The 23859-nt window shown below is 42.9% G+C and carries 18 protein-coding genes; 11 read left to right on the forward strand and 7 right to left on the reverse strand.

Annotation, left to right across the window (positions count from 1 at the left end):
* The first annotated feature begins 97 nt into the window (after positions 1 to 97).
* The 10 genes from KIH87_RS08560 to KIH87_RS08605 all read left to right on the forward strand — a co-directional run bounded on the left by KIH87_RS08560 (position 98) and on the right by KIH87_RS08605 (position 11661).
* Positions 98 to 1501 (forward strand): sigma-54-dependent transcriptional regulator, encoded by a 1404-nt coding sequence (locus KIH87_RS08560; protein ID WP_269751486.1) that lies wholly within the window; start codon positions 98 to 100, stop codon positions 1499 to 1501.
* 40 nt (positions 1502 to 1541) lie between these two features.
* Positions 1542 to 2972: a sensor histidine kinase gene (locus KIH87_RS08565; protein WP_232361114.1), complete on the forward strand. Its 1431-nt coding sequence runs from the start codon at positions 1542 to 1544 to the stop codon at positions 2970 to 2972.
* A gap of 96 nt (positions 2973 to 3068) precedes the next feature.
* On the forward strand, positions 3069 to 3857 hold the full coding sequence (truA, locus tag KIH87_RS08570) for a tRNA pseudouridine(38-40) synthase TruA (protein WP_232361115.1): 789 nt from the start codon (positions 3069 to 3071) through the stop codon (positions 3855 to 3857).
* 515 nt (positions 3858 to 4372) lie between these two features.
* The gene (accD, locus tag KIH87_RS08575; RefSeq protein ID WP_232361116.1) at positions 4373 to 5221 is read left to right on the forward strand and encodes an acetyl-CoA carboxylase, carboxyltransferase subunit beta; all 849 of its coding nucleotides are present in this window, start codon (positions 4373 to 4375) and stop codon (positions 5219 to 5221) included.
* A gap of 3 nt (positions 5222 to 5224) precedes the next feature.
* Positions 5225 to 6514 carry a bifunctional tetrahydrofolate synthase/dihydrofolate synthase gene (gene folC, locus KIH87_RS08580; RefSeq protein ID WP_232361117.1) on the forward strand — a complete coding sequence of 430 codons (1290 nt, stop codon included), beginning with the start codon at positions 5225 to 5227 and terminating at the stop codon, positions 6512 to 6514.
* A 196-nt stretch (positions 6515 to 6710) separates the two neighbouring features.
* Positions 6711 to 7280 (forward strand): SPOR domain-containing protein, encoded by a 570-nt coding sequence (locus tag KIH87_RS08585; RefSeq protein WP_232361118.1) that lies wholly within the window; start codon positions 6711 to 6713, stop codon positions 7278 to 7280.
* A 226-nt stretch (positions 7281 to 7506) separates the two neighbouring features.
* A complete protein-coding gene (locus KIH87_RS08590) occupies positions 7507 to 7968 on the forward strand; it encodes a DUF2846 domain-containing protein (protein WP_232361119.1) in 462 nt (153 codons plus the stop codon).
* Positions 7969 to 8212: 244 nt separating this feature from the next.
* Positions 8213 to 8701, forward strand: coding sequence for a CvpA family protein (locus KIH87_RS08595; RefSeq protein ID WP_232361120.1), 489 nt, complete (start codon positions 8213 to 8215; stop codon positions 8699 to 8701).
* 12 nt (positions 8702 to 8713) lie between these two features.
* On the forward strand, positions 8714 to 10234 hold the full coding sequence (gene purF, locus KIH87_RS08600) for an amidophosphoribosyltransferase (protein WP_232361121.1): 1521 nt from the start codon (positions 8714 to 8716) through the stop codon (positions 10232 to 10234).
* A gap of 512 nt (positions 10235 to 10746) precedes the next feature.
* Complete coding sequence (locus KIH87_RS08605) at positions 10747 to 11661, forward strand: CHAD domain-containing protein (RefSeq protein WP_232361122.1); 915 nt, start codon at positions 10747 to 10749, stop codon at positions 11659 to 11661.
* A 37-nt stretch (positions 11662 to 11698) separates the two neighbouring features.
* Here the strand turns inward: KIH87_RS08605 and KIH87_RS08610 are convergent, their stop codons facing one another.
* From KIH87_RS08610 to KIH87_RS08640, 7 genes are all read right to left on the reverse strand, one after another.
* On the reverse strand, positions 11699 to 12124 hold the full coding sequence (locus KIH87_RS08610) for a hypothetical protein (protein WP_232361123.1): 426 nt from the start codon (positions 12122 to 12124) through the stop codon (positions 11699 to 11701).
* A gap of 272 nt (positions 12125 to 12396) precedes the next feature.
* Complete coding sequence (locus tag KIH87_RS08615) at positions 12397 to 13257, reverse strand: mechanosensitive ion channel family protein (protein WP_232361124.1); 861 nt, start codon at positions 13255 to 13257, stop codon at positions 12397 to 12399.
* Positions 13258 to 13296: 39 nt separating this feature from the next.
* The gene (locus KIH87_RS08620; protein WP_232361125.1) at positions 13297 to 14544 is read right to left on the reverse strand and encodes a glutamate-5-semialdehyde dehydrogenase; all 1248 of its coding nucleotides are present in this window, start codon (positions 14542 to 14544) and stop codon (positions 13297 to 13299) included.
* Complete coding sequence (gene proB / locus KIH87_RS08625; RefSeq protein WP_232361126.1) at positions 14541 to 15662, reverse strand: glutamate 5-kinase; 1122 nt, start codon at positions 15660 to 15662, stop codon at positions 14541 to 14543. The genes KIH87_RS08620 and proB overlap by 4 nt, the downstream gene beginning before the upstream one ends.
* Before the next feature lie 16 nt (positions 15663 to 15678).
* On the reverse strand, positions 15679 to 17187 hold the full coding sequence (putP, locus tag KIH87_RS08630; RefSeq protein ID WP_232361127.1) for a sodium/proline symporter PutP: 1509 nt from the start codon (positions 17185 to 17187) through the stop codon (positions 15679 to 15681).
* 1 nt (position 17188) lies between these two features.
* The gene (locus KIH87_RS08635; protein ID WP_232361128.1) at positions 17189 to 17383 is read right to left on the reverse strand and encodes a hypothetical protein; all 195 of its coding nucleotides are present in this window, start codon (positions 17381 to 17383) and stop codon (positions 17189 to 17191) included.
* 506 nt (positions 17384 to 17889) lie between these two features.
* Entirely contained in the window at positions 17890 to 18102 is a 213-nt protein-coding gene (locus tag KIH87_RS08640) for a DUF3820 family protein (protein ID WP_232361129.1), read from the reverse strand.
* 328 nt (positions 18103 to 18430) lie between these two features.
* On the opposite strand from KIH87_RS08640, the gene KIH87_RS08645 reads away from it, so the two are divergent.
* Positions 18431 to 23851: a hypothetical protein gene (locus KIH87_RS08645; protein ID WP_232361130.1), complete on the forward strand. Its 5421-nt coding sequence runs from the start codon at positions 18431 to 18433 to the stop codon at positions 23849 to 23851.
* The last annotated feature ends 8 nt before the right edge of the window (positions 23852 to 23859 follow it).

Here is a 23859-nt window from a genome sequence, read left to right on the forward strand (position 1 = left end):
TATTTATAATCGTCGGGCAATCAAGCAGGATCCTTAATACCTGTATACCGAGCGCAATATGCCAAGCAGTCTCTGCCTCGTATAAATTGCTGCAATAATGAACACAAAAGGTCAGTACGCTCTGATGAAGCATAATATTCTTGTTGCCGATGATGACGAAGGCATCCGTTCAGCGTTAACCATGTTATTGAAGTCGGAAGGCTTCGTTCCCACCACAGTTGACTCGCCAGAAAGTGCGTTGGAAGCACTGCGCTATGGCGATTTTAGTTTGGTATTGATGGATTTAAATTTCTCTTTGGATACCACGTCAGGGGATGAAGGGTTACAACTTGTTGCGTCCATTCGTAGAGTGGATGAACTGATACCCATTGTAGTGATGACTGGATGGGGAACCATTGAAGTTGCTGTAAGCACAATGCAAAAAGGGGCGAATGATTTTATTCAAAAGCCTTGGGAAAACGACCGACTGCTCTCCATTATTAATAATCAAATTGCCTTGGCTAAAAGCCAGATCCAAACGCAAAAGCTGTCGGAGCAGTACCATTTATTGCAGGAAGAGGCGCATCCACATAAGGAAATTGTCGCTCAATCACCAGCGATTCAACGCGTATTACAAACGCTGAAACAGGTGGCTGCCAGTGATGTCAGTGTGTTGTTGACCGGTGAAAACGGCACTGGCAAAAGCATGTATGCTCGCTATTTACATGATTTGTCGTCACGCCACGAGCAACCCATGATTTCTGTGAATATGGGGGCTGTGACGGAGTCTTTGTTCGAGAGTGAAATGTTTGGTCATGTAAAGGGGGCTTTTACCGACGCCAAATCCACGAGAATAGGGCGCTTTGAATTAGCGGATCAAGGCACATTATTTCTTGATGAAATTGCTAATACTCCCTATTCCCAGCAGGGTAAGTTATTGAGGGTGCTGGAAGAAAGTCAGTTTGAAAAAGTGGGCTCCAGCAAAACTCAAACTGTGGATGTGCGCTTAATCACAGCAACCAATTCCGATTTAAATGAAGCGGTAGAACAAGGGCAATTTCGTAAGGATTTGCTCTATCGTATCAACACCATTGAACTGGAAATTCCTGCATTACGTAATCGCAAAGAAGATATCTTGCCATTAGCTAATTCATTCCTTGCGCAAATTGCCAAAAAATACTCTCAGCCAGTTAAGCAGATTGATAAAAGTGCTGAACCTGCATTGTTGAATTATGACTGGCCGGGCAATGTGCGAGAACTGAATCATATTATGGAGCGTGCTCATATTTTGTGTCATAGCGAGACGATTTTGCCGCAGGATCTGGGTATTAATGTCGAATTGGATTCGTTTCCAGTGAGTGCCGGACTGGTTGATGATGACTTACGTCCGATCCATGAAATAGAGCAGGACATCATTGATAAGCGGCTGAATTATTTTGATGGTGAAGCCAGTAAAGCCGCAAAATCACTTGGAATGAGTCGTAGCGCGTTGTATCGTCGCCTAGGTAAATCGAAAGAATGATCTAAAACATAAGGGCAGCCCGTTTCTGGTTGCAGCACTGATGGAAAAAACCGTATCAAAACAACCTTCATTTGAATCCCAGTTAACGCGGCTGTCGTTGTTGGCATCTTTGCCATTGCTGACGTTTCTACTGTGGATCATGTTTTATGAAGACATATCTATTTGGTTGATCCTGCTAATGGCCTTTGTTGAAGGTATGTTGGTGCTCTATACCAATCATCAAATCCACCAAAAAGTGGTGCATCAGTTTCGTAGTTTGATTAACTTGCTTGATGCCATGCAACAAGGTGATTACAGCCTGCGTGCTCGTTCCGAAATGAGCAAGGGTATGTTGGGTGAAGTGTATGGTTCGGTGAATAATCTGGCTGAACGATTGAGCCAGCAGCGTATTGAAACCAAGGAAAGTCAACTATTGGTGCGTACGGTATTGGATCATATTGATGTTGCCATCGTTGCCTTGACTGATGATAACCAAATCCTGTTTTTTAACCCTGCTGCACAACATCTTTTATCAATTGAGCATTCACGCTCTAACGAAAAGCTATTGCAACAGCTTGCTTTTGCCCAGTCGTTTGAAAGTGGTCGTCATGAGGTTGTTGAGCTGTCTTTGGGGCATCATACCGGGCGCTTTAATGTGCATGTGGAAGAGTATATGGTGTCGGGTATTCAGCATAAATTGCTGTTTATTACTGACGTGAGCACCTTATTGCGTAGTGAGGAAAGTAAAGCCTGGCAGAGTCTGGTGCGGGTTATCAGCCACGAGATCAATAATTCCCTATCGCCTATTGCGTCAATTAGTCAAACCTTAAACCGGATGATTAGTCGTCAGGGAGTGAATGACGACAATCTGCAAGATTTACTGGATGGTTTGAGCATTATTAGTCAGCGCGCCAGTGGCTTAAGCAAGTTTGTGGATAGCTACAAATTGTTGGCAAAACTACCGGAGCCACAGCTGGAATGTATTTCTTTGATACAGCTGTTAGACAAAACACGCCAGCTTTTTAACGATCAGAATATTGAGATTTTATCGACCGAAGATGTGAGGTTGATGATTGACCCGGTTCAGTTTGAACAAGTGCTGATTAATCTGATCAAGAATGCAGTTGAAGCAATGGCTGCCACCAAACCCAAAGGAGTGATTAGAGTTGCCTGGACGGCGCATATTCCGGTGTTTCGATTAACCATATGCGATGAAGGAGCGGGGATCAGCAACCCAGACAACCTGTTTGTGCCTTTTTACAGTACCAAGAAAAGTGGTTCAGGTATTGGCTTGGTACTTTGTCGCCAGATTATCGAAGCGCACAGAGGGCGTTTGACCATCAACAATAATCTGGATTCTGCCGGTTGTTGTGCCAGTATCGAATTGCCTTTCCGCCATGTGCAGGAAAACAAGTCACTTCAAGAGCACAAGCTGGTTGGTAATACGGGACGAGCTGAGAATGAGTCATCCTTTGACGAAAAAGAGCTTTGAATTTTTGTATTAGCTCACCGCATCGCTTAAAATCCGCCTTCCTTTTAGCCTGCTAGCGCTTCCTTAATAGCCAGTTAGCAAAAACAAAGATCGAATATGACCCGAATTGCACTTGGAATTGAATACGATGGCGCCGCTTATTATGGTTGGCAGCGTCAGCGAGAAGTCAACAGTATTCAGGAAGAATTGGAAACGGCATTAACGAAGATTGCCTGTGAACCCATTGAAGTGCAATGCGCCGGGCGCACCGATGCAGGTGTTCATGCTACTAATCAGGTGATTCATTTCGACACTAATGTTGAGCGTCCATTAAAGGCATGGACAATGGGCATGAATGCCAATCTTCCCGATACCATTGCGGTTAAATGGGCGAAGGAAGTGGATGATGAGTTTCATGCGCGCTTTTCGGCAACAGCACGTCGTTATCATTACATTATCAGTAATCAAAAAATGCGTGGCGGCATACTGGTTCAAGGTGTGACTCACTTTTACCGTGAACTGGATGAACAAAAAATGCATGAAGCTGCTCAGAGTTTATTGGGCGAGCAGGATTTTACTTCTTTCCGTGCTGCCATGTGCCAATCCAAAACCCCGTTTCGTAACGTGCATCATGCCAGGGTCGTGCGCCGAGGTTCATTCGTTATTCTGGACATCAAAGCCAACGCTTTTTTACATCATATGGTGCGCAATATCGTCGGTTCGCTTTGTTTGGTTGGAACCGGGGAAATGCCGGTTGAATGGATAGCGGAACTACTGGCTGAAAAAGACCGAACCAAGGCGGCAGCGACGGCAAAATCAAACGGTTTGTATCTGGTGGAAGTGGAATATCCTGAAAAATATGGTTTGCCAGCGACGGATCCGGGTCCTTTGTTTCTCCAATTGTAGGTTCTCTGACCAGACGAACCGATGAAACTTGCTAGAATGCGCTGCAATGTTACATTCTACATCGACTTAACAGCCAGTTTGCTGCATGTTCTGTGCTAATTAGTACAAATTAACCTAAGCTTACTGTTGCAATTTGCTTCAAAATAGGGAAAATTTGTACTCGTTCGTCAATCTGTGGCAGAGTAGTTTCCACTGAATGGTAGGACAATGGCTATAGGGTACGTCTTGAATGACCCAGATATCGTATTTTTGCGGTTGGTTATGCAGGCAGGATGATGAATCCTGATTTCCTATAGCAAACGGAAAAATACGAAGTAGGTAGACTTCAAGCAAAATGTTGCTGACATCTTCGTGTAAAATGCGTTTATTACAGCAATGCCCAAAGATGTGGTAATTCGTTGCAGGAAGCATGTTGGGAATGGACACAGAAAAATACATACATCGCTGTATGTCGATATTTTATCGTTACAGCGGTAACTAAAAAGTACACGTTTTTACCTGGGATATTATTTTTTATGAGCTGGATTCAAAAAATACTGCCACGTACCCAGTCGGTGACGAAGAGCAACGTACCTGAAGGTGTGTGGACAAAATGTTCCAATTGTAATTCCACTTTGTATAAAGTTGAGTTGGAAAAGCAATTGGAAGTCTGTCCAAAATGTGATCACCATATGCGCATCAGTGCTCGATCACGTATCAACCATTTCCTGGATCAAGGCGAGCGCACAGAATTAGGCGCAGATCTTGAGCCGCAAGATGTTTTGAAGTTTAAAGACTCCAAACGCTATAAAGACCGTATTTCTGCTGCTCAGAAGTTAACTAAAGAGAAAGATGCACTGGTTGTTGTGCAAGGCAAACTAATGGGGATGCCTGTTGTTGTTGCTGCTTTCGAGTTTAATTTCATGGGCGGTTCAATGGCGTCAGTTGTGGGCGCTCGCTTTGTTAGAGGCGTTGAACACTGCTTAAAACACAACATGCCGTTGATTTGTTTTTCTGCCAGCGGTGGTGCACGTATGCAAGAGGCATTGTTGTCTCTGATGCAAATGGCGAAAACCAGTGCAGCGCTAGCGAAAATGAGCAAAAAGGGCTTGCCATTTATTTCAGTATTGACTGACCCAACTATGGGTGGTGTTTCTGCCAGCTTAGCCATGTTAGGTGATATTAATGTGGGTGAACCTGGTGCTTTGATTGGTTTTGCTGGCCCTCGTGTTATTGAGCAAACCGTACGTGAAACACTTCCAGAAGGCTTCCAACGCAGTGAATTCCTGTTGGAAAAAGGTGCAATTGACATGATCGTAGATCGTCGTCAAATGCGCGACAAACTGCATGGATTATTAGATAAACTTCATCACATTAATCCGTAGATTATGACCAATCAAACCTCTGGCTTACCCGCTGATTTAGCGGGTTGGCTAGCACACCTCGACACACTGCATCCGGTAGAGATTGATTTGACTCTGGAACGGGTCAAGCAAGTCTATGAGCGTTTAAACCTTACTTTAAGTGGCACGGTTATTACGGTTGCTGGAACTAATGGTAAGGGTTCAACCTGTGCTGCGGTCGAACAAATCGCTTTGTATCTGGATAAGAAGGTTGGCGTTTATAGCTCGCCTCATTTGTTGGACTATCGCGAGAGAGTCAGAGTCGATGGGCATATGCTGTCAGAGCAAGCTCATTGTGATGCTTTTGCCAAAGTCGAAGCGGCGAGAGTAGGCAAGGAGAGCAAAGAGGGGCAAGATGGCCAAAACGATGAAGTTACATTAACCACCTTTGAATTTGGCACGCTTGCGGCTTTGTGTTTGTTTGCAGAGCAAGAGCTGGATGTGTTAATTCTTGAGGTTGGCTTAGGTGGTCGTTTAGATGCAGTTAACGTCGTTGAGCCTGATTTGGCGGTGCTAACCTATATTGGTTTGGATCATCAGGATTGGCTTGGTGAAACCCGCGAAGAAATTGCACTGGAAAAAGCTGGCATTCTGCGTCAGGGTGGAAAAGCGGTTATAGGTGATACCGAACCACCCATTACGTTAATTGATGAAGTGGAACGTTTGGGCGTGGAAGCCTGGTGGCAAAACCGCGATTTTCAGATGATCCAGAATGAATTGAACTGCTGGGAATGGCATCATGGCGACAAGCACCTTGTCGGTATGCCGCAGCCGTCAATTCCTCGTATGAATATTGGTACAGCTTTAGCGGTTGCGGATATGTTGGGGTGGGAGTTAGATAACTCGCTGGCACAGCATGTTTGCCGTAACACGCATTTGCCTGGTCGTTTTCAGATTATCAGTCAGCAACCTCTCACAGTGCTGGATGTTGCTCACAATCCTCAAGCAACGGAATATCTTAAATACAAACTCATGCCAATCGTGCGAGGTAATTTGCATCTGGTGGTGGGAATGTTGTCAGATAAAGATGCTAAGTCCAGCTTACAACCTTTTATTGACCTGGGTGCGCGTTGGTATATTGCGCCTTTACCAACACCGCGTTCAACGGATCCGCAAGTTCTGGCGGAGCAATTACCGGGGTCTGAAAAAGTAAAACTGTGTGAGTCTGTTGCGCAAGCTTATGAGATGGCGCAAAAAGCGGCTTTTGATGATGATTGTATCTTGGTTTTTGGTTCTTTCTTTACTGTTGCGGACGTATTGCGAAATCGTAAGTAATGGCAGTATTGAAATAGCTGAAAATAGCTACATCAACACGTTTTCTCATACTTTTCATCTACTTTTCATTATAAGAGTCAGTTGTAATATCAATGCGATAAGTTAAACTCTCTGGGCGATTGAATGTGATCGCCCACGAGGGGGCTGTGTTTTTCAGTTTTCCCCGGCAGAATACATCTTAAAAGGAGTTCATTACTTGGCAACGGCATTTCAAAACCGATTGGTTGGCACCATCATTTTGGTTGCTTTGGCTGTCATATTTTTGCCTGAAATTCTGGATGGCGAGAAGCAGCGCAGTAAAGATCGTTTTGAAAGCTTTCCTCAGCCTCCTGTAATGAAACAACTTACTCAAGCTGACAAATTCCCCATTGAAGATGTTGAACAGTCCGTTACCCGTAGAGCGGAAATTGTTGATGAAAAGCCGCTGGATGAATCTGGTGAAATCGAAATACCAGAACCTGTAGCAGAGCCCGTAGAGCAAACTGTTGATCGTGATGTTGTTGAAGAAAACCCGGATGAGCTGAGTGCCGGCTGGGTGGTGCAACTGGGCAGTTTCCGTCATCAAAAGAACGTGCGTGAATTGCTGAACAAGTTAGAACAAGCTGGGTACAGAACCTTCACGCGCCCAATTCAAACCAGCTCAGGGTTATTGACAAAAGTGTTCGTGGGCCCTGATTTGGATCGCCAGAAAATGCATAACGCATTACCTCATTTAAAAGATCTAACCGGGCTAAATGGCAAGTTAACGCCATTTGCGATGAAATAATTATTTATTTTAATCAATTGGTTATTGCTTCTTACTTGGGTTTTACTGTTCTCAGGTGCCTGCCGTTAAACAAATATTATCTGGTGTCACAATTTGAAATACGTATACTCCTACCTGCAGTTTGTAGTCCAAGGTAATAGATAAAATTTGTAAATAATGGAAATTGGAATTCTGTTATCTCTAGGCTCTGCTTAAAGATATGTTTATCAAGGTTTAGGAGAAATAAATGAAAAAACGTCTGTCGGCTATTGCCATCACTTTTTTAGCCCTGTCTGGTTGTGCCACCGTTCCTACTGTTAGTCAGGAAGAAACCAATAAAGCCAAACAATTTGATGCACCTTCCGAGGGAAATGCGGGTATCTATGTGTACCGTATTAATTCTGCTTTTGGTGGCGCTCTGAAAAAAGATGTCTGGCTTAATGGTAAATGTGTTGGCGAGACCGCGCCAGGCATCTTTTTCTATGAAGAAGTTGCAGGCAATAGAGAACACACCCTTTCAACTGAATCGGAATTCTCGCCCAACTCCCTTATGTTGGAGGCTGAAAGCGGTAAGAACTATTTTGTTGAGCAATACATCAAAATGGGCGCGTTTGTTGGTGGAGCTGGCTTGAAAGTTGTTGATGCAACAACGGGTAAAAATGAAGTAACCAAGCTGGATATGGCGAGACAAGGTCGTTGTAGCAATTAATCATCCATTTCTGTTTTATGCTGGAGTGTAGGGCTTCTGCACTCCGTTCTGTAATCGAACGTTCATTTTGCATTACAAACTAATCCTATCTCAATAAAGACATCCTAAAATTCATTTGGTAGAATGCGCCCGCATTGCACCCAGGTATTATTTTAACGGGATAACAATTAGCCTCACATTGCAATAATTCAGTACCTTTAATACTGAGGCATGGTAATTACAGGCAATTAAACAGCGATAACCCATGAATTGGATAGACTTCGCCATTATCGGCATAATCCTGCTTTCAACTCTGGTCAGTTTGGTCCGAGGGTTTGTAAAGGAAGCCATTTCGCTTGCAGTATGGATAGCTGCATTCTTCGTCGCCAGACACTTCTACCCATTTTTAGCTGCATATCTTACTAATTTTCAGGATCAGATTGTGCGCAACGGCGTTGCCATTGCTATTTTATTTGTATTAACCCTGATTCTGGGCGGATTGATTAATTATCTGATCGGACAGCTTGTGCATATCACCGGCTTGTCGGGAACAGATCGCGCATTAGGCGCAGTATTTGGTTTGTTACGCGGTGGCTTAATTGTCAGCGCGGTTTTGTTTTTTCTGGATACTTTCACGCCAGTGGCGTCATCTCAATGGTGGCAAGCATCACTGCTGATACCGGAATTTTCAGTCGTCATAGAATGGTTCTTCGAGTATTTGAGAGCTAATTCCAGCTTTATTGCTGCAGTATAAGAGTGCATTTGTATGTGTGGAATTGTTGGTATTGTGGGGCATACCCCTGTTAACCAAGCCTTGTTTGATTCATTAACTGTTATGCAACACCGTGGTCAGGACGCCGCGGGCATGATCACCATTGATAATGGCATGTTCCATTTGCGTAAAGCGAATGGGCTGGTACGCGATGTATTTCGTAACCGTCATATGCAACGTTTAACTGGCAATATCGGTATTGCTCATGTGCGTTACCCTACCGCAGGCACATCCAGCTCGGCAGAAGCGCAACCATTCTATGTGAACTCTCCATACGGTATCGCGTTGGCACATAACGGTAACCTGACCAATGCTCAGGAATTACAGGAAGAAGTGCTGCGTATTTCCAAGCGCCATATCAACACTACATCCGACTCCGAATTGTTGCTCAATATCCTGGCTGATGAGCTGCAAAAGTGCGACACCCTAAAGCTTCAGGCTGAAGATATCTTCGCTTCGGTTGCCAATGTGCATAAACGTATTCGTGGTGCCTATGCTGTGGTTGCCGCTGTGATTGGTCATGGCGTTGTAGCATTTCGTGATCCTAACGGCATTCGCCCGTTAGCATTAGGTAAGCGTGAAACACCAAACGGTGACGAATACATGGTAGCGTCAGAGTCGGTCGCAATGGACACGCTCGAGTTTACTTTTATTCGTGATGTTGCTCCCGGTGAAGCGGTTTACATTACTGAAGACGGGCAGTTGTTCACTCAACAGTGCGCAGAAAAGCCTGCTCATGTTCCTTGTATCTTTGAGTTTGTTTACTTTGCTCGCCCAGATTCCTTTATTGATGGTGTGTCGGTATACGCAGCGCGTGTAAACATGGGCGCTAAATTAGGGCAGAAGATCGCTAAAGAATGGGCGGATCTGGATATCGACGTCGTTATTCCTATTCCAGAAACCTCCATTGATATTGCCCTGGAAATCGCTTGCGAATTGAACTTGCCGTATCGACAAGGTTTTGTGAAAAACCGTTATATCGGCCGTACCTTTATTATGCCGGGTCAAACCATGCGTAGAAAATCGGTACGTCGCAAGTTGAATGCCATTAAATCAGAATTTAAAGGTAAGAACGTATTGCTGGTAGACGATTCCGTTGTGCGTGGGACGACGTCTGGCGAGATCATCAAGATGGCGCGTGAAGCGGGAGCCAAGAAGGTTTACTTTGCATCAGCAGCCCCAGAAATTCGCTTCCCGAACGTTTATGGCATCGATATGCCGACTTCTAATGAGCTGATTGCTCATGGCCGAGAAGTTGACGAGATTTGTTCCTTGATTGGCGCAGATGGTTTGATTTATCAGGATTTGGATGATTTGAAGTCTGCCGTGGCAATGGAAAACCCGGAGATCCGTAATTTTGAAACGTCAGTATTCGATGGTTATTACATTACCGGTGACGTTAACCAAGCGTATTTAGAACACCTGGATCAAGCGCGAAACGACGGTAGTAAATCATCTAACAACCATGATGAGTTGACGAATTTGGATATTCACAATGACGATGATGCGGAGTAGGGAAACTGCCGCGCAAGAGAATTTTCTAATATGAATTAAAAACTGGTTCAAAATCCTCATTTACTGTATGTAAATGTAGGTTTTGAACCGTTCCGAGTTATCACTTTTAATCACAGCATTATAAATCCATATTTCCCCCAGGTTTGCCCGCTAGGGTTATATTGCTATCTGTTTAAAAATCTGACCTATGATCCAGATAGCAACACCATTGTGAATGCTCCTGGTTCTGGATTTGATGCGTCCTTTAAGCGCGGTGCTCATGCCTCGGGATTAAAGTCTGAAGCATGAGCGTTCTACTAAAATCAGGACAGTGCATAATTTAGGCGTATTGTTAAAAAACGGTCAATATGTGCTAATAGGCGATGCTGTTGTTCATTTGACTCAATTATTGCAGCGAAGTCGTTCGGCAAAAGAAATTTAAGTAAAATGGTCGTTTCACTGGCAAGTCTGGTTTATGAATAGCAGTAATTCGTCTATCTTTTGATTTTCAGTGATTCAAGTATTTTGAGTTCATGACTTTACAAGGTTCTTCTCCTCAAAAAAATCACCAGAAGGTGTCGATGCATGGTTTGTTGCAACAGTATGAGCGGCAGGTTGATGTATTAACGCGATATATTGAGGCTACTCAAACCAGTGGTGATATGGAAGACATTCATCAATTACGCGTGGCGATAAAAAATATCAGAGCCAGCCTGTCTTTATTTGAATGTTGCTCTCATGGGGGATTTAAAAAGCGACATCATGTTACTTTGTTAGCCCCCGTCTATAAGCGAGCAGGGAAAATTCGAGAAGCTCAAGTGAACCTGTTAATGCTAAAAGGATATCCTGAGACGAAAGCGTTTCGTCAGTTTCTGCAAAAGAGAGTTGATAAACAAAGCCAGATATTAATTGCCGAGTTAGCCGCTTTTTATCAACCTGAATTGGTTGAACTCAACAAGACGTTAACAGCAAAAGTTGCAGATCTACCTGAGCGACAGGTTTCACTGTTAACGTTGCAATTCCTTCAAGACAACTGGAATCAAACCAATCAGTTACTACAAGGTGAGCGTAGCATTGAAGATTTGCATGCGGTTCGACGATTATTGAAAGAGATTCGGGAAATTGTCACTTTACTGTTAGATACAGGTGTGAGTCACTTCAACGAAGAGGTTGTTAATGAGGTAAATAATCGATTGAATAACAAGCTAAGTGGCCAGGGAATGATTGATGTGATGCCAAAACTGAACTCACTGAAAAAGAAACTCAAGCCCTTGCATGGCGTAATTGGTGATTGGCACGATCGGGAAGTGCTACAAGCTGATGTACTCAAATATTTAGCCACTCACAAAGATAAAACGTTGAAACAGTTTATTGCTAATTATCGTCGAAAAACCAATAAGTTACGCAACAAGGTGTGGGGAGATGTACAGTCGCTGTTTGGTGATTAACTTTCCTGTAAGTCTTACGCATCAATAGCTTTTCATACTAATACATTAAATGCTCAATATTCGCTTCGCCGCAGGCGGCTTTCATTAATGCCTGTTGGCGTTCTTCTTCGGTGAGGATGCCAACCAGAGGTGTACTACGGCGTAGTTTTTTCATTCTGGGGGAATCTTCCAGTACGCCTTGTCGAAACAGCTTTTCGTTGTCGATGTTGTCCATCAGGCTGTACCAGGTCATATAACCGCCATAGCGTAGTTTGCCTGTTTCTAATCGTTCTTCCAATGTTTCGAATACTTGCTGATGGAGCTCGGGATGGGCTAGCAGTTTTTCCACCATTGCAATATGAATTGCCAGAATCTGGCGGTCGATGAGTTCGTCTTTTATGCCGCTTTTTTTGACTTGATAGTTGCGGTTTTGACGTTTGTCTCTAGAAGAACCTTGTGAGCCTCTGGAATGTCGTCGTTGCATTGCAAGTGAATGATGTGGTGGCTTCGATTTGGTTGATTGTTCGGAATTGTATGTTGGATTTTATGTGAGGGAAAGGCATGTTGTTTGAGATTCGTGAATATTGGTAAGGCTGGTGCACTGAGTGAGATGGATCCCGGATAACGCGTTGCGTTTCCGGGATGACATTAATAATGTGCCTTTTGGCGTTATGGTAATTAACCAACCATGTCATGGCGCACTTGATGCGCCATCCAGTATCTGGGTCGCATGTATCAACATAGACTGGCTTTATTCTAAGAAGCCTTCAAGCCTTTGCGCTCCCTTATTTTGTGCCAGTATTCCATAAAGTCGCTGCTAATTTGTTGCTCGATTTTGATGGCTTCTTCTGCCGGGCAGAAAATGGTGATTTCTGTCTGGCATTTGGCATATTCGTTCGTGGTGATGCGAATACTGGGTTCGATGACGTTAAGCCCGATATCCAGTCGTTTTTCGATTACGCTTTTATAACGTTCGGCTACGTCGCTAAAATGCTGGCAATGGTCGTGAGCCAGCTTTTCCAAGCGAGGTTTCAGTTCATACACGTTGACATCGGGGTCGGTGATGATGGTAAAGGTATGCACGGCGTATCGGCGCATGAAGTTCAGGTTTACGACGGTATTAATAATTAGCTTGTTGTTAGGGATGTAGATATGCCGACCCGTATATTCGTAGGTGGAGGCATCGACTTCCAGCAGTGTGGTTTTAATCCAGTCGACGCCGACCACTTCACCGACAACATCGCCTACCTGCACCCAATCACCAATGCGGAAGGGGCGTGCGCTGAGGACGTAAATAAAGCCAAGCAAGCATTGAATAAACTCACGTGTAGCAAATACGAACGCCACGACAAATGCCGTAATCGACAGGGCAAATTGCTGTAATTCGGTTGACCATAATAGAAACAACAGCAATAACAACGATATATTGATGATGTTTTTTAAGGTGCTGATTTGGTGGCGCTTGTCTTCACCTTTAAATTGGCTGACTTTGCGAACTCGCTTAACAATCATTTTCTTAATAAAAAGCCCAACCAAAACGAGGATGGCTGAGCTGATTATTTTATATTGATGAATGAAGTTAATGAGCTCGGGAATGTGATATTCCAGCTTGAGCATTCAATTTCCCATTAATACGTGGAGTTATAGCTATTTAAGTTATAGCCTAATCTGTCCTGTTCCATTAACCAAGTATTTTTCTGTGGTGAGCGATTCCAGCCCCATTGGCCCATAGGCGTGAAGCTTGGTTGTGGCGATGCCTATTTCAGCGCCCAGTCCTAGTTCTCCACCGTCGGAAAAGCGGGAAGAGGCATTCACCATTACCACTGAAGCATCGACAATACGTTGGAATCGTTTAGCATTGTCAGTATTGCGGGTGCAAATCACTTCGGTGTGTTTGCTGCCAAATCGGTCGATATGCGCCACAGCATGATCCAGATCGTCCACAATGCGTACCGCTAACTCAAGGCTGAGATATTCCTGCCCGAAGTTTTCTGACTCCAGTAATTTGGCTGTTTCAAAGTAAGGCATGGATTGAGCACAGGCATTCACTTTGACACCATGATTACGACAGTGCAGCGCGACGATGGGTAAAAACTCCTGTGCCATATCTTTGTGTACCAACAGGCATTCCAACGCATTACAGACTCCGGGGCGTTGTACTTTGCCATTTAGTAGCAACTCTTTGGCCACTTGCATGTCGGCGCTTTCATCGACGAATAGATGGCACACGCCTTTATAGTGCTGAATGACCGGAATGCGGCTATTTTCCGAGACGAAACGGATTAAGCCTTCACCACCGCGAGGAATAACCAGATCGATATGTTCGTCCTGTTTTAACAGTTGGGTCATGATGTTGCGATCCGGATCGGTGATCATGGTCAGCGCGGCTTGTGGCAGGCCGTTTTTAATCAGCACTTCACGCATGATGGTGACTATCATCATGCTGGTTTGAATAGCTTCTTTGCCGCAACGTAAAATTACGGCATTACCCGATTTAAAACACAGGGCTGATGCGTCGGCAGCGACATTGGGACGCGCTTCGTAAATCATACAAATCACGCCCAGAGGTACACGCACTTTGCTGACTTCAATACCGCTTTCCTGTTTGCCCAGTTCGCGCACCGCACCAACCGGATCTTTCAGTTGTGTGATGGTACGGATACCTTCAACCATATTTGCAATACGTTGTGGATTAAGGGTCAGCCGGTCAATCATGGCTTCTGGCAAGGCATCCTGTCTCGCTTCTTGTACTTCTTTTTCATTTACCGCCAGAATGAGCTGGCTTTTTTCTTCAATGGCGTTAGCCATTTGGTGAAGAATGGCGTTCTTTGCATCACTATCTAAACGTGAAATGCATCGTGCTGCTTCAGCAGCTTTATCCGTAATCTTTGGGATGTTAATCATTTTGTCTCCAATACGGCTAATTCATTTTTAACGATAACGGGGCCTGAAATTTGTGCAGATTCCACAATGGAATCGTCAACATCATCACTGGTCAGAAAATACAGCAGGCAACTGCTGCTTCGAGAGGTGGCTTTAGCGATCTTTTTGCCGGCTTCATCTCTAACCAGAACGGTATCACCAGCGGCAAAGTCACCGTTGACGTCAACAATGTCGCTATAGTCCAGTTTCAGGTCTGCGTCTTGTAGTTTGGCTTGAATGTTATTGTTAACAATAACTTCGCCGCGTGCCTGAGAGGTGTGGGTGAGCCAGTGCACTTTTTCCTGCATCGGTGTTTCTGCGGGCATAAAGCAGGTTCCCGGGTTTTGACCTTGTAGCAACTGGTTGAAACTACTCTCTTTCAAGCCATTTAAAATAAAGGTCAGGATGCCATGAGCGGTGGCTTTTTGCGCAGCTTCGAGTTTGGTGAACATGCCACCGGTTCCCAAGCCGCTCACCGAGTCGCCTGCCATCGAAAGAATATTACTGTCGATGTTGTCAACCTGATGGATAAGCTTGGCATCTGAGTGCTGTGATGGATTTTTATCGTAAAGTCCATCGACATCGGAACAGATAATCAGGCAATCGGCGTCAACGGCTGCGGCTGCCATTGCTGATAAATTATCGTTGTCGCCAACCTTCAGGTTGTCGGTTGATACTGCGTCATTCTCATTAATAACGGGCAGGATGTCATGATCCAGTAATTCAAATACCGTCTTACGGACACTTGTATAGCTGGCATGATCTTGTAATACATCCTGGGTCAGGAGTAGTTGAGCGGTTGGAAAGTCAAACAACCTGTCCCAGGCAGCCATCATTTCACTTTGTCCGGCGGCTGCCATGGCTTTTTTCAGGGTGATGGATACGTCTCTGTTGTTGGTAACGTTATCTGAAAACAGGTGTTTACCTGCGGCAACAGAGCCTGATGAAACCAGCACTACCTGAATTCCCATTGCCCGACAGCGCACCACAAAGTGGGCGATAGCGAGCAGGTAACGAGAACTGCATCCTTTACCATCCGGGGCGATCAGCGTGCTACCGACCTTCAGGACGATACGCTGCCATTTGGTTAAGTCAAACATGTGTGTCTCCAAGCGATTAGCTTTGTTCTAGTAGTGTTTGTTGTGCTGTTATGAAGGTTCTTCTTATTTCTTTGGCCTTTTCACTTTTGGTTTGTGCACCAAAACGGCTGACAATCACAATCGCGGCACTGCTGAAAATGAACCCTGGTACGATTTCATATAGGTGTTCATTTAACTTCGCTCCAGCAATCGTAATCGGTGCGTATATCCAGAACAGAACGGTAACAGCACCAACAATGACGCCCGCTATTGCGCCAGCACGGGTCATGTTTTTCCAGAACAGACTGAAAATCACCAGAGGGCCAAAAGCGGCACCAAATCCTGCCCAAGCGTTACTTACCAAAGAGAGCACGCTGTTGTTCTTACCTGCTGCGATGAGCACTGCAACAGCAGCCACCGCAATAACGGCGATGCGGCCGGGTAGAGCGCTTCGTTGCAATTCACTGGAACCTTTAAAGAAGACTTTCAATAAATCTTCAGTCAACGAACTGGACGACACCAATAGCTGCGATGAAATTGTGCTCATGATGGCTGCCAGTATGGCTGCTAGCAGGAAACCACTAATAGCGGGATGAAACAGGGTTTGTGAGAAGACGATAAATATCGTTTCCGGATCATCCAGAGGTAAGGTGAATTTCTGTGTGTAAGCAACGCCAACTAATCCAGTGCCAAGAGCGCCAATCAAGGTGACGGTCATCCAGCTCATGCCGATGCGTTTTGCCACAGGAATGTCTTTGGTTGAGTGGATTGCCATAAAGCGCACCAGAATATGAGGTTGACCAAAATAACCCAACCCCCAAGCCATGCTGGAAATGACGCCTAATAAAGTGACATCGCTTAGCATGGTGGACATAGTGCCGATCTGCTCTGTGGTGATTTGATTCAGTTCACTGATGCTGTCAAATTCCTGAAATGCCACATAAGGCACCATCACCAATGCAATGAACATGATGCAACCTTGTACAAAGTCAGTCATGCTAACCGCAAGAAAGCCACCTAATAGGGTATAGGCAACGACCACGCCGGCTGTGACTACCAAGCCCAGGGTGTAATCAAGGTTGAATACTGATTCAAACAGCTTTCCTCCGGCTACCAGTCCGGCAGAGGTATAGAGGGTAAAGAACAGGATGGTGACTAGCGCAGTGATTAAGCGCAGACTGCCTTTTTCTTCGACGAAACGTTTGGCAAAGAAGTCGGGAAGTGTTAAAGCGTCATTCGCCACTTCGGTATAAACGCGCAATCGCGGCGCTATCAGTCGATAATTGGCTAAGGCTCCGATTAGCAGCCCAAGTGCAATCCATAAGGTATCGTAGCCCATGACAAACATCGCACCAGGAAGCCCCATGAGCATCCATCCGCTCATGTCTGAGGCACCTGCTGATAAAGCTGTTACGTGAGGGCTAACATTGCGACCTCCAAGTACATAACCTTCCATGTCATCTCCTGAAACCCGATAGGCGTAAACGCCAATACCCAACATAACAACAAAATAAATTCCAAGGGTAATAAGGGTGTAGATTTCCATATTAGTGTGCCTCTGCTTCTCCTTTGCCAGCGATGCTGCTGATGGCAGCGAGAATAGAAACAATGATGAGGAAGGCGCTCAACGTACCCCACATCAAGGTGAATTTACTGATACGTTGGCGAAGTGAGTGACACCAGATGCAAGTGTCATTGAATGTGCGAGTAATAGTGAATTGATTACTGCTTTCGGTATTCATAAGTTAATAGCCTTTGTTGCAAAGATATATCTCTAAATATCATTAAGCTAATAATTAGAGTGCTAATTATTATTGATCTATTTTTATTCGAAATCAAAGATTCAATATAACAATTTGTTATATATGTATGCAGAGCACTAAACTAGGTAATTTCAATACGCAGGTTTAATTTTTAATAACTTAAGTCTTGTTTTTAAAGAGAATGCTATTGAGGTTACTTATTTTGCATTAGATGTTAATTGTAGTGGGTTATTATGCGGGTTTTTAATGGAAAACTCTTTTTAATTGATAGAGAACGAATTAATGTGTGTTTTATTAGATCATTTTAGATGATTTATTATTTGCTTGTTCTGTTATTTTGGTTTGATTGATACTTCAAATAAATAGAAATACTTACTAGTGCTAATGATTGATGAGGTTTTTCTCCTGCCCTGAGAGTATCCAGGCTTTCATGATAAAAGGGCGGGAATAAGGAAGAGGAGTTTTTTAACTACCTGATTTATATATTATTTTAATAGTGGTTTTAACATGCCTTCCAAACCATTACGTTTGATTTCGTACATCAATGCCAGTTGCTCTCCTAGTTTTCCTGAGGGGAATCCTTTCTGGTGAAACCATACCAGGTAGGGTTCTGGCAGTTCGAGTAATTTACGACCGGCATATTTGCCAAAGGGCATGGTGGTGTTGATGGCGATAAGTAGTTCTTGGTCGGGTTGCATTATTGAGTTTATTTGAGAGTCTGAGTGTTTGTCGTCATTGTATAGAAGCGATATTAATCTTTGAAATTTCATTTGGGGGTTGTGAAACATTTTAGATGTTAGCTTCTTTTCTTTGCAAATTGCTTGCTAGAAAATTAATCGCTTTTATAATGCTGCTTGTTTAGAAAGAGCTAATTTTATATAAACTGGTGATCGTAAGTAATCAGAAGGATATTTCCTCTGTTTATGGAAAAACATCGATTCTTTTGCCAGTTTTTACCAGTCACATTTCATACAACATATTGATATTCCTTGCATTCAGCTTTGCTAAGGGTATTAGGAGATTTTAATGAAAAGGAACAATCTGCTATTTATAGCTATTTTTTTATTGACTTTGTCCGCTTGTGGTGGGGGCGGAAGTGGTGACGGAAATTCTCAGTCCCCCCCACCAGCACAAGCTGTAGATACTGATAATGACGGAACTCCAGATTCAACAGATACTGATGATGATGGTGATGGCGTCCCCGATACTGACGATGCTTTTCCATTAGATGCCACTGAATCATATGACACTGATAATGACGGTATTGGTAACAACGCTGACGAAGACGACGATGGCGATGGTGTTGCGGATACTGAAGATGCTTTTCCATTAGATGCTACAGAGTCGGCGGATTTTGACGGCGATGGCATTGGTAATAATGCCGATACCGATGATGATAATGATGGCACTCCTGATTCCGAAGATGCTTTTCCCTTTGATGAATCAGAATCAGAAGATTCGGACTCTGATGGTATAGGCAATAATGCAGATGAGTATGACAATGATGCTGCCTGCTATGCTGCGCAAGACGGTGACGGATCTCAATGTTACTTAACTCTTTTAAGACAAGATGATGATTTTCTGCTTAAGTCATTTAACGGACAACATATTTTCTATTCTCCTCAACTGTCTAAAATTTTGATTTTGGATGGTGAAAGTCAACACTTTTCTTCTCTGATTGATATTGACGAGAACGCATCGGTCAAGTCCTTTATGTACTCAAATGCACATCAACGCCTGTATGTGATGTTTGAGGATGGAGCTATTCAGTATGCTGATGAGCAGGGAAGTTTAAATTCTTTTGTGGAATTAAATCAAAGCGCCTATGAAGTCTATTCAGCAGGCAATTTCATTCTTGCGATATTGAATTACCAATTTTATATATATGACGTAAATGGTGATTTAAAACAGAGTTACTATGCTTACTTTTCTAATCAGGATTTCAGTTATAAATGGGATGACGAAATCAATGCTTTCTATTTAGGGAATTATCGTTATTTATATAAAATTTATATCGATGCTTCCTCAGGAAAGATTCTTCGGGATTTTAGCCGCTACTTGAATCTCGATTCAAGTTCCCAGCCAGTTTCTGCGCCTATAATACTGACCAAGGGCGAGAGTAATAAAACGATATATAAGGGTAACGTTTTTTCTGGTTCTGAAATGAAGTTCGTCGGTGGTTGGGATGAACTTGTTAGTCATGCTGAATGGAATGACGATCAATATCTCACAACTCTTTCTTATTCGGCTGGTAATACCAAAATTGATTCTAGAGATTCCGAGTTTAGAACATTCCAAAGCCAGTTCATTGAAGGATCACCTCTTTCTCTAGCTAAAACTGAAAGCGGTTTTAGCGTAGTGACTAAAAAGTTAAATTACCTGACAGTTAATTCTTACTCAGTAAATACTGATGCTGACGGTGATGGTGTGTCACAGGCGAATGATGCATTCCCTATGGACGTCGCTGCTTCTCTTGATACTGATGGTGATGGCTATCCAGATGAGTGGAATGAAGAGTATGCTCAAGAGGATTCTACTACCGGTTTAAGTCTGGACGCGTTTCCACAGGAGTATGATTGCTGGTTGGAAGAGCATGATGACGGTAATGGAAATTGTGACTTTTCAGCCACAGTTCCTGATTTTACACCCGATCAGGTCGTAGCTGATTCTTCTATCATCTACTTGTTATCTAATGAAAATGAACGTGTTTATCGTTGGTCTTCTGAAAATGAAGCCTATATCAGTTCGATTAATATTGATAGAGACCAGGTTCTTCAGTTATCAACATCTCTTAATATTGATGTAAACGCTGAAACGTTTCAGCTTTATGCTGGTTATAGCGATGGAGGTATTGCATATGTAGATTTAAATACCTCACCTTTGTCAGTATCAACTTTAGTTTCTTTACTTAATGTTGGGCATTCAACTTCGGCTATGCAAATGATGGTTCTCGATAGTTATTTGCTTGTGTCTGTTTCCAACACTCAATATTTGATTGATGCAAATGGCAACATAACCGATCAGTCTTATAGTTACGTCTACAATAGTAGCTCTAAGCCTTTTGCTTGGGATAGCAATAATCAGAGATTATTGATTGCTAATAGTTCTTTGTATTATCAGAATATTGATATTGAAAGTGGGACGTTTACTACAAGCTACAATAGCCAGGGTACGTGCTCACCTCCTATGGTATTGAAGGAATCAAGTGATTTAATCTTTTGCGCTTCTGGTCATGTTATCAATGCTAATGATTTTACTTCTGTAGGGCGAATTAGCGTATTTTCTGATGTTGTGAATGTTGGTAATGACGAGATTGCTGTTTTAAGTGGCGATTATTTATTCAGGTTCAATGAAAATAATGTCAGTACCCGATTAGAGTCTAAATTGCTAGATGGCGAATATATTAAGTTAGTTCGAGTAGGAGATAAGGTCTTTATTGTTTCAATCATTGAAGACTTATTGACTATTAATGAGTATTTACCAAGTAACGATAGCGATAACGACGGTGTTGATAATATTGATGATGCCTTTCCCAACGATCCGGCCGCTTCACTAGATGCGGATAATGATGGTTACCCTGATGAATGGAATGAGGGGTATAGTTCGGAAGATTCAGCAACAGGGTTGAGCCTGGATAGTTTTCCTCAGGATTCCGCTTGTTGGTTAGAGGAACACGATAATGGTAATGGAGTATGTGATTTTGAAGCTACAATTCCGGTTTATACCCCTGATGTATTGTTTGCGGATTCAAGCGGTATAGTTTATTCCTACAGCAAGGAAAACCATAAGGTATATCGCTGGTCTGCCACATCAGAGAGCCATTTAAACCCTATTTTTGTTGGTTATACTGATGGAAATCAGTATGTGGCTCCTAATATTGTTGTTTATTCAGAAAACCATAACCGACTTTATTTTGCTTATAGTTCAGGATTAATTACTTATATTGATCTTTCGAATATTGGTAGTGAAACTTATTTTCACCAGTTCGAGAATTCTATCTCGAATATGATTTCAACGGGTAATTATATTGCAGTTAACCCAGACTATCCGAAATATATCTCGTTGATTAACGCAAATGGTGTTGTTACCAGTAAGAGCCAATATACTTATTCCGCGGAGCACTTAGTCTGGAATAAAACTCAAAGTCAGATTTTAGCTTTTTCTTCAAATTACTATATGTATCTTTTAGGCGTGGATTCTGAATCAGGAAGTCTTTCTAATATTACCAGTGCGGGCTTCAACTCTGGGCCCCAGTATCCAGCCTTGATATCTGGAGATGGTTCAAAAATTCTATTTGGTAATGGCAATGTTTTTAATGCTGATGATTTGTCATGGTCAGTGCAGCAAGACTCCTTCCATCAAGGAGTATGGCTGCAAAATGGTCAGCAAATTTTAGCCAAGAACTTGACTGGTGGTGTATATCGTCTGAGTCGTTTGGAAAATGATGTCGAATTAGAATCAATAGAACTCTCTGGTTCTGTTCAGGCGGTTCTTGAAACAACAGAAGGTGTCGTATTGGTCACGATTCAGGGGGGACAAGTTGTTTATTCAATGTTCTCGGAAAATAATGACCTGGATGGTGATGGTATTATCAATAGTCTGGATGCGTTTCCTAATGATGCCGCGGCTTCTCTTGACTCAGATGGTGATGGATTCCCTGATTCCTGGAATAATGGCTATTCAAGTTCAGATTCTACAACAGGGTTAGACTTGGATTCCTATCCTTCCGATGCTTCTTGCTGGGATAGTATTCATGATAATGGTATTGGTGGTTGTGATTATGCAGCAACAGTTGGTGACTTTACACCGGAAGTCATGTTTATGGATAAAGATAATATTCTTTATTTATACGATGCTGATAATGGAAGGATTCACCGACGTTCTTTAATTACCAATGAATATTTAGATTCGATTTTTGTTGGTCGTCAAAGCAATAATGAGCCTATATATCCAACTCATGTTGAGTATTCGCTATCGCACTCTCGCCTATACCTGGGATATAGCACGGGGCAGGTTACCTACATTGATTTGAATGATATTCGCTCTGAAAAAGCATTTTATAGTGTTTATAAGAAAGTTATTGGTTTGGCGGCTGTCGGTAAATATCTTTTGATCCAAAATGGTTCATCTCCCTATATGCATCATGTTGTTGATGTTAACGGTAGTTTGAAAGACCAGAGATCCTGGTCTCGAACATCAACTCACTATGCTTGGAATAGTAGTACTAATAAGGTTTATTATTTTGATAGCCTAAACTATGCATATCGTGTTTATGCGGAAGGAATTAACCAGACTTCGGGGGCTATTTCTGAGCCAACCGGTTCTTCTTATAATTCCAATGTTCTTAATGGTGGTATTCATTTTATTAAATCTGGGTCACAGGTACTTTTGGGTTCAGGGGAGATATATGACTCTTCCAGCATGGAACTGAAGGGGGATATAGGTTATTCCTTAGTTGATGCTGTGGGCACTGATGAACTTTTGATTACGGCCTATAAGGACGGTGATAACTGGTATGTCAATCTCCATGAAATTGGCACTATGCGACTATTCAATACGTTTACTTATGACTACTCCATCCTTGGCCTTTTCCACAACGAAAGTAAGGCAGTTGTTGTTCAGCACGATGGAAGTGATTTCGTTTTTGATGAAATTGATCTAAGTGATAATGATGATGATGGAATACCTGCATGGTGGGAGACCAAGTACGGACTATCGGATGATAATTCTGCTGACGCCGTTTTGGACGATGATTTTGATGGATTGACTAATCTTGAGGAATATACAAATAAGACAAGCCCCGCTAATGCAGATACTGATAGTGATGGATTGAATGATTTTATTGAAATCAATACGCATGGTACTTCACCGATTAAGTCAGACAGTGATGGAGATTGGCTTTCGGATAGTGAAGAGATCATACTAGCGTCTAATCCACTAAATGCTGATACAGATAATGATGGATTTACTGATGGTGATGAGGTCTATAAATATAATACCGACCCGATAGATAATAATTCTGTGCCACAAGCGTTAACCAGTTTTAGCGAGGATTTTGAAGCGGCAGATTTAGCTCCTTTCTGGGAAATGGGCGAGAATAATCAAGCGGATTGGTTTCTGGCTGATGACGATTCCAGTGAAGGGGCTCAAAGTCTTCGCTCTGATGCCATATTATCAGGTAGTAGTGGCAGTTTAGTTAAGTTCACAGCACTTTTCAGTCAAGGGATAATGTCATTTGATTTGAAAACACCTCAGTATTGTTGCAGTAATGTTCAGTTATATGTTGATGGTAGTTACATAAAGCAAATAAGAAACTCTGGTGTCTGGACAAATTATGAGGTTCAGTTGGATGAAGGTGAACATACTTTAGAATGGAGATTTTATAAGAATAGTTCTAGAGGTACAGAGAGTTCTTATCTGGATAATGTTCAGTTTACCGGTAACTAATTAACTTC

Source organism: Paraneptunicella aestuarii (genome assembly GCF_019900845.1).
GTDB classification, from domain to species: domain Bacteria; phylum Pseudomonadota; class Gammaproteobacteria; order Enterobacterales; family Alteromonadaceae; genus Paraneptunicella; species Paraneptunicella aestuarii.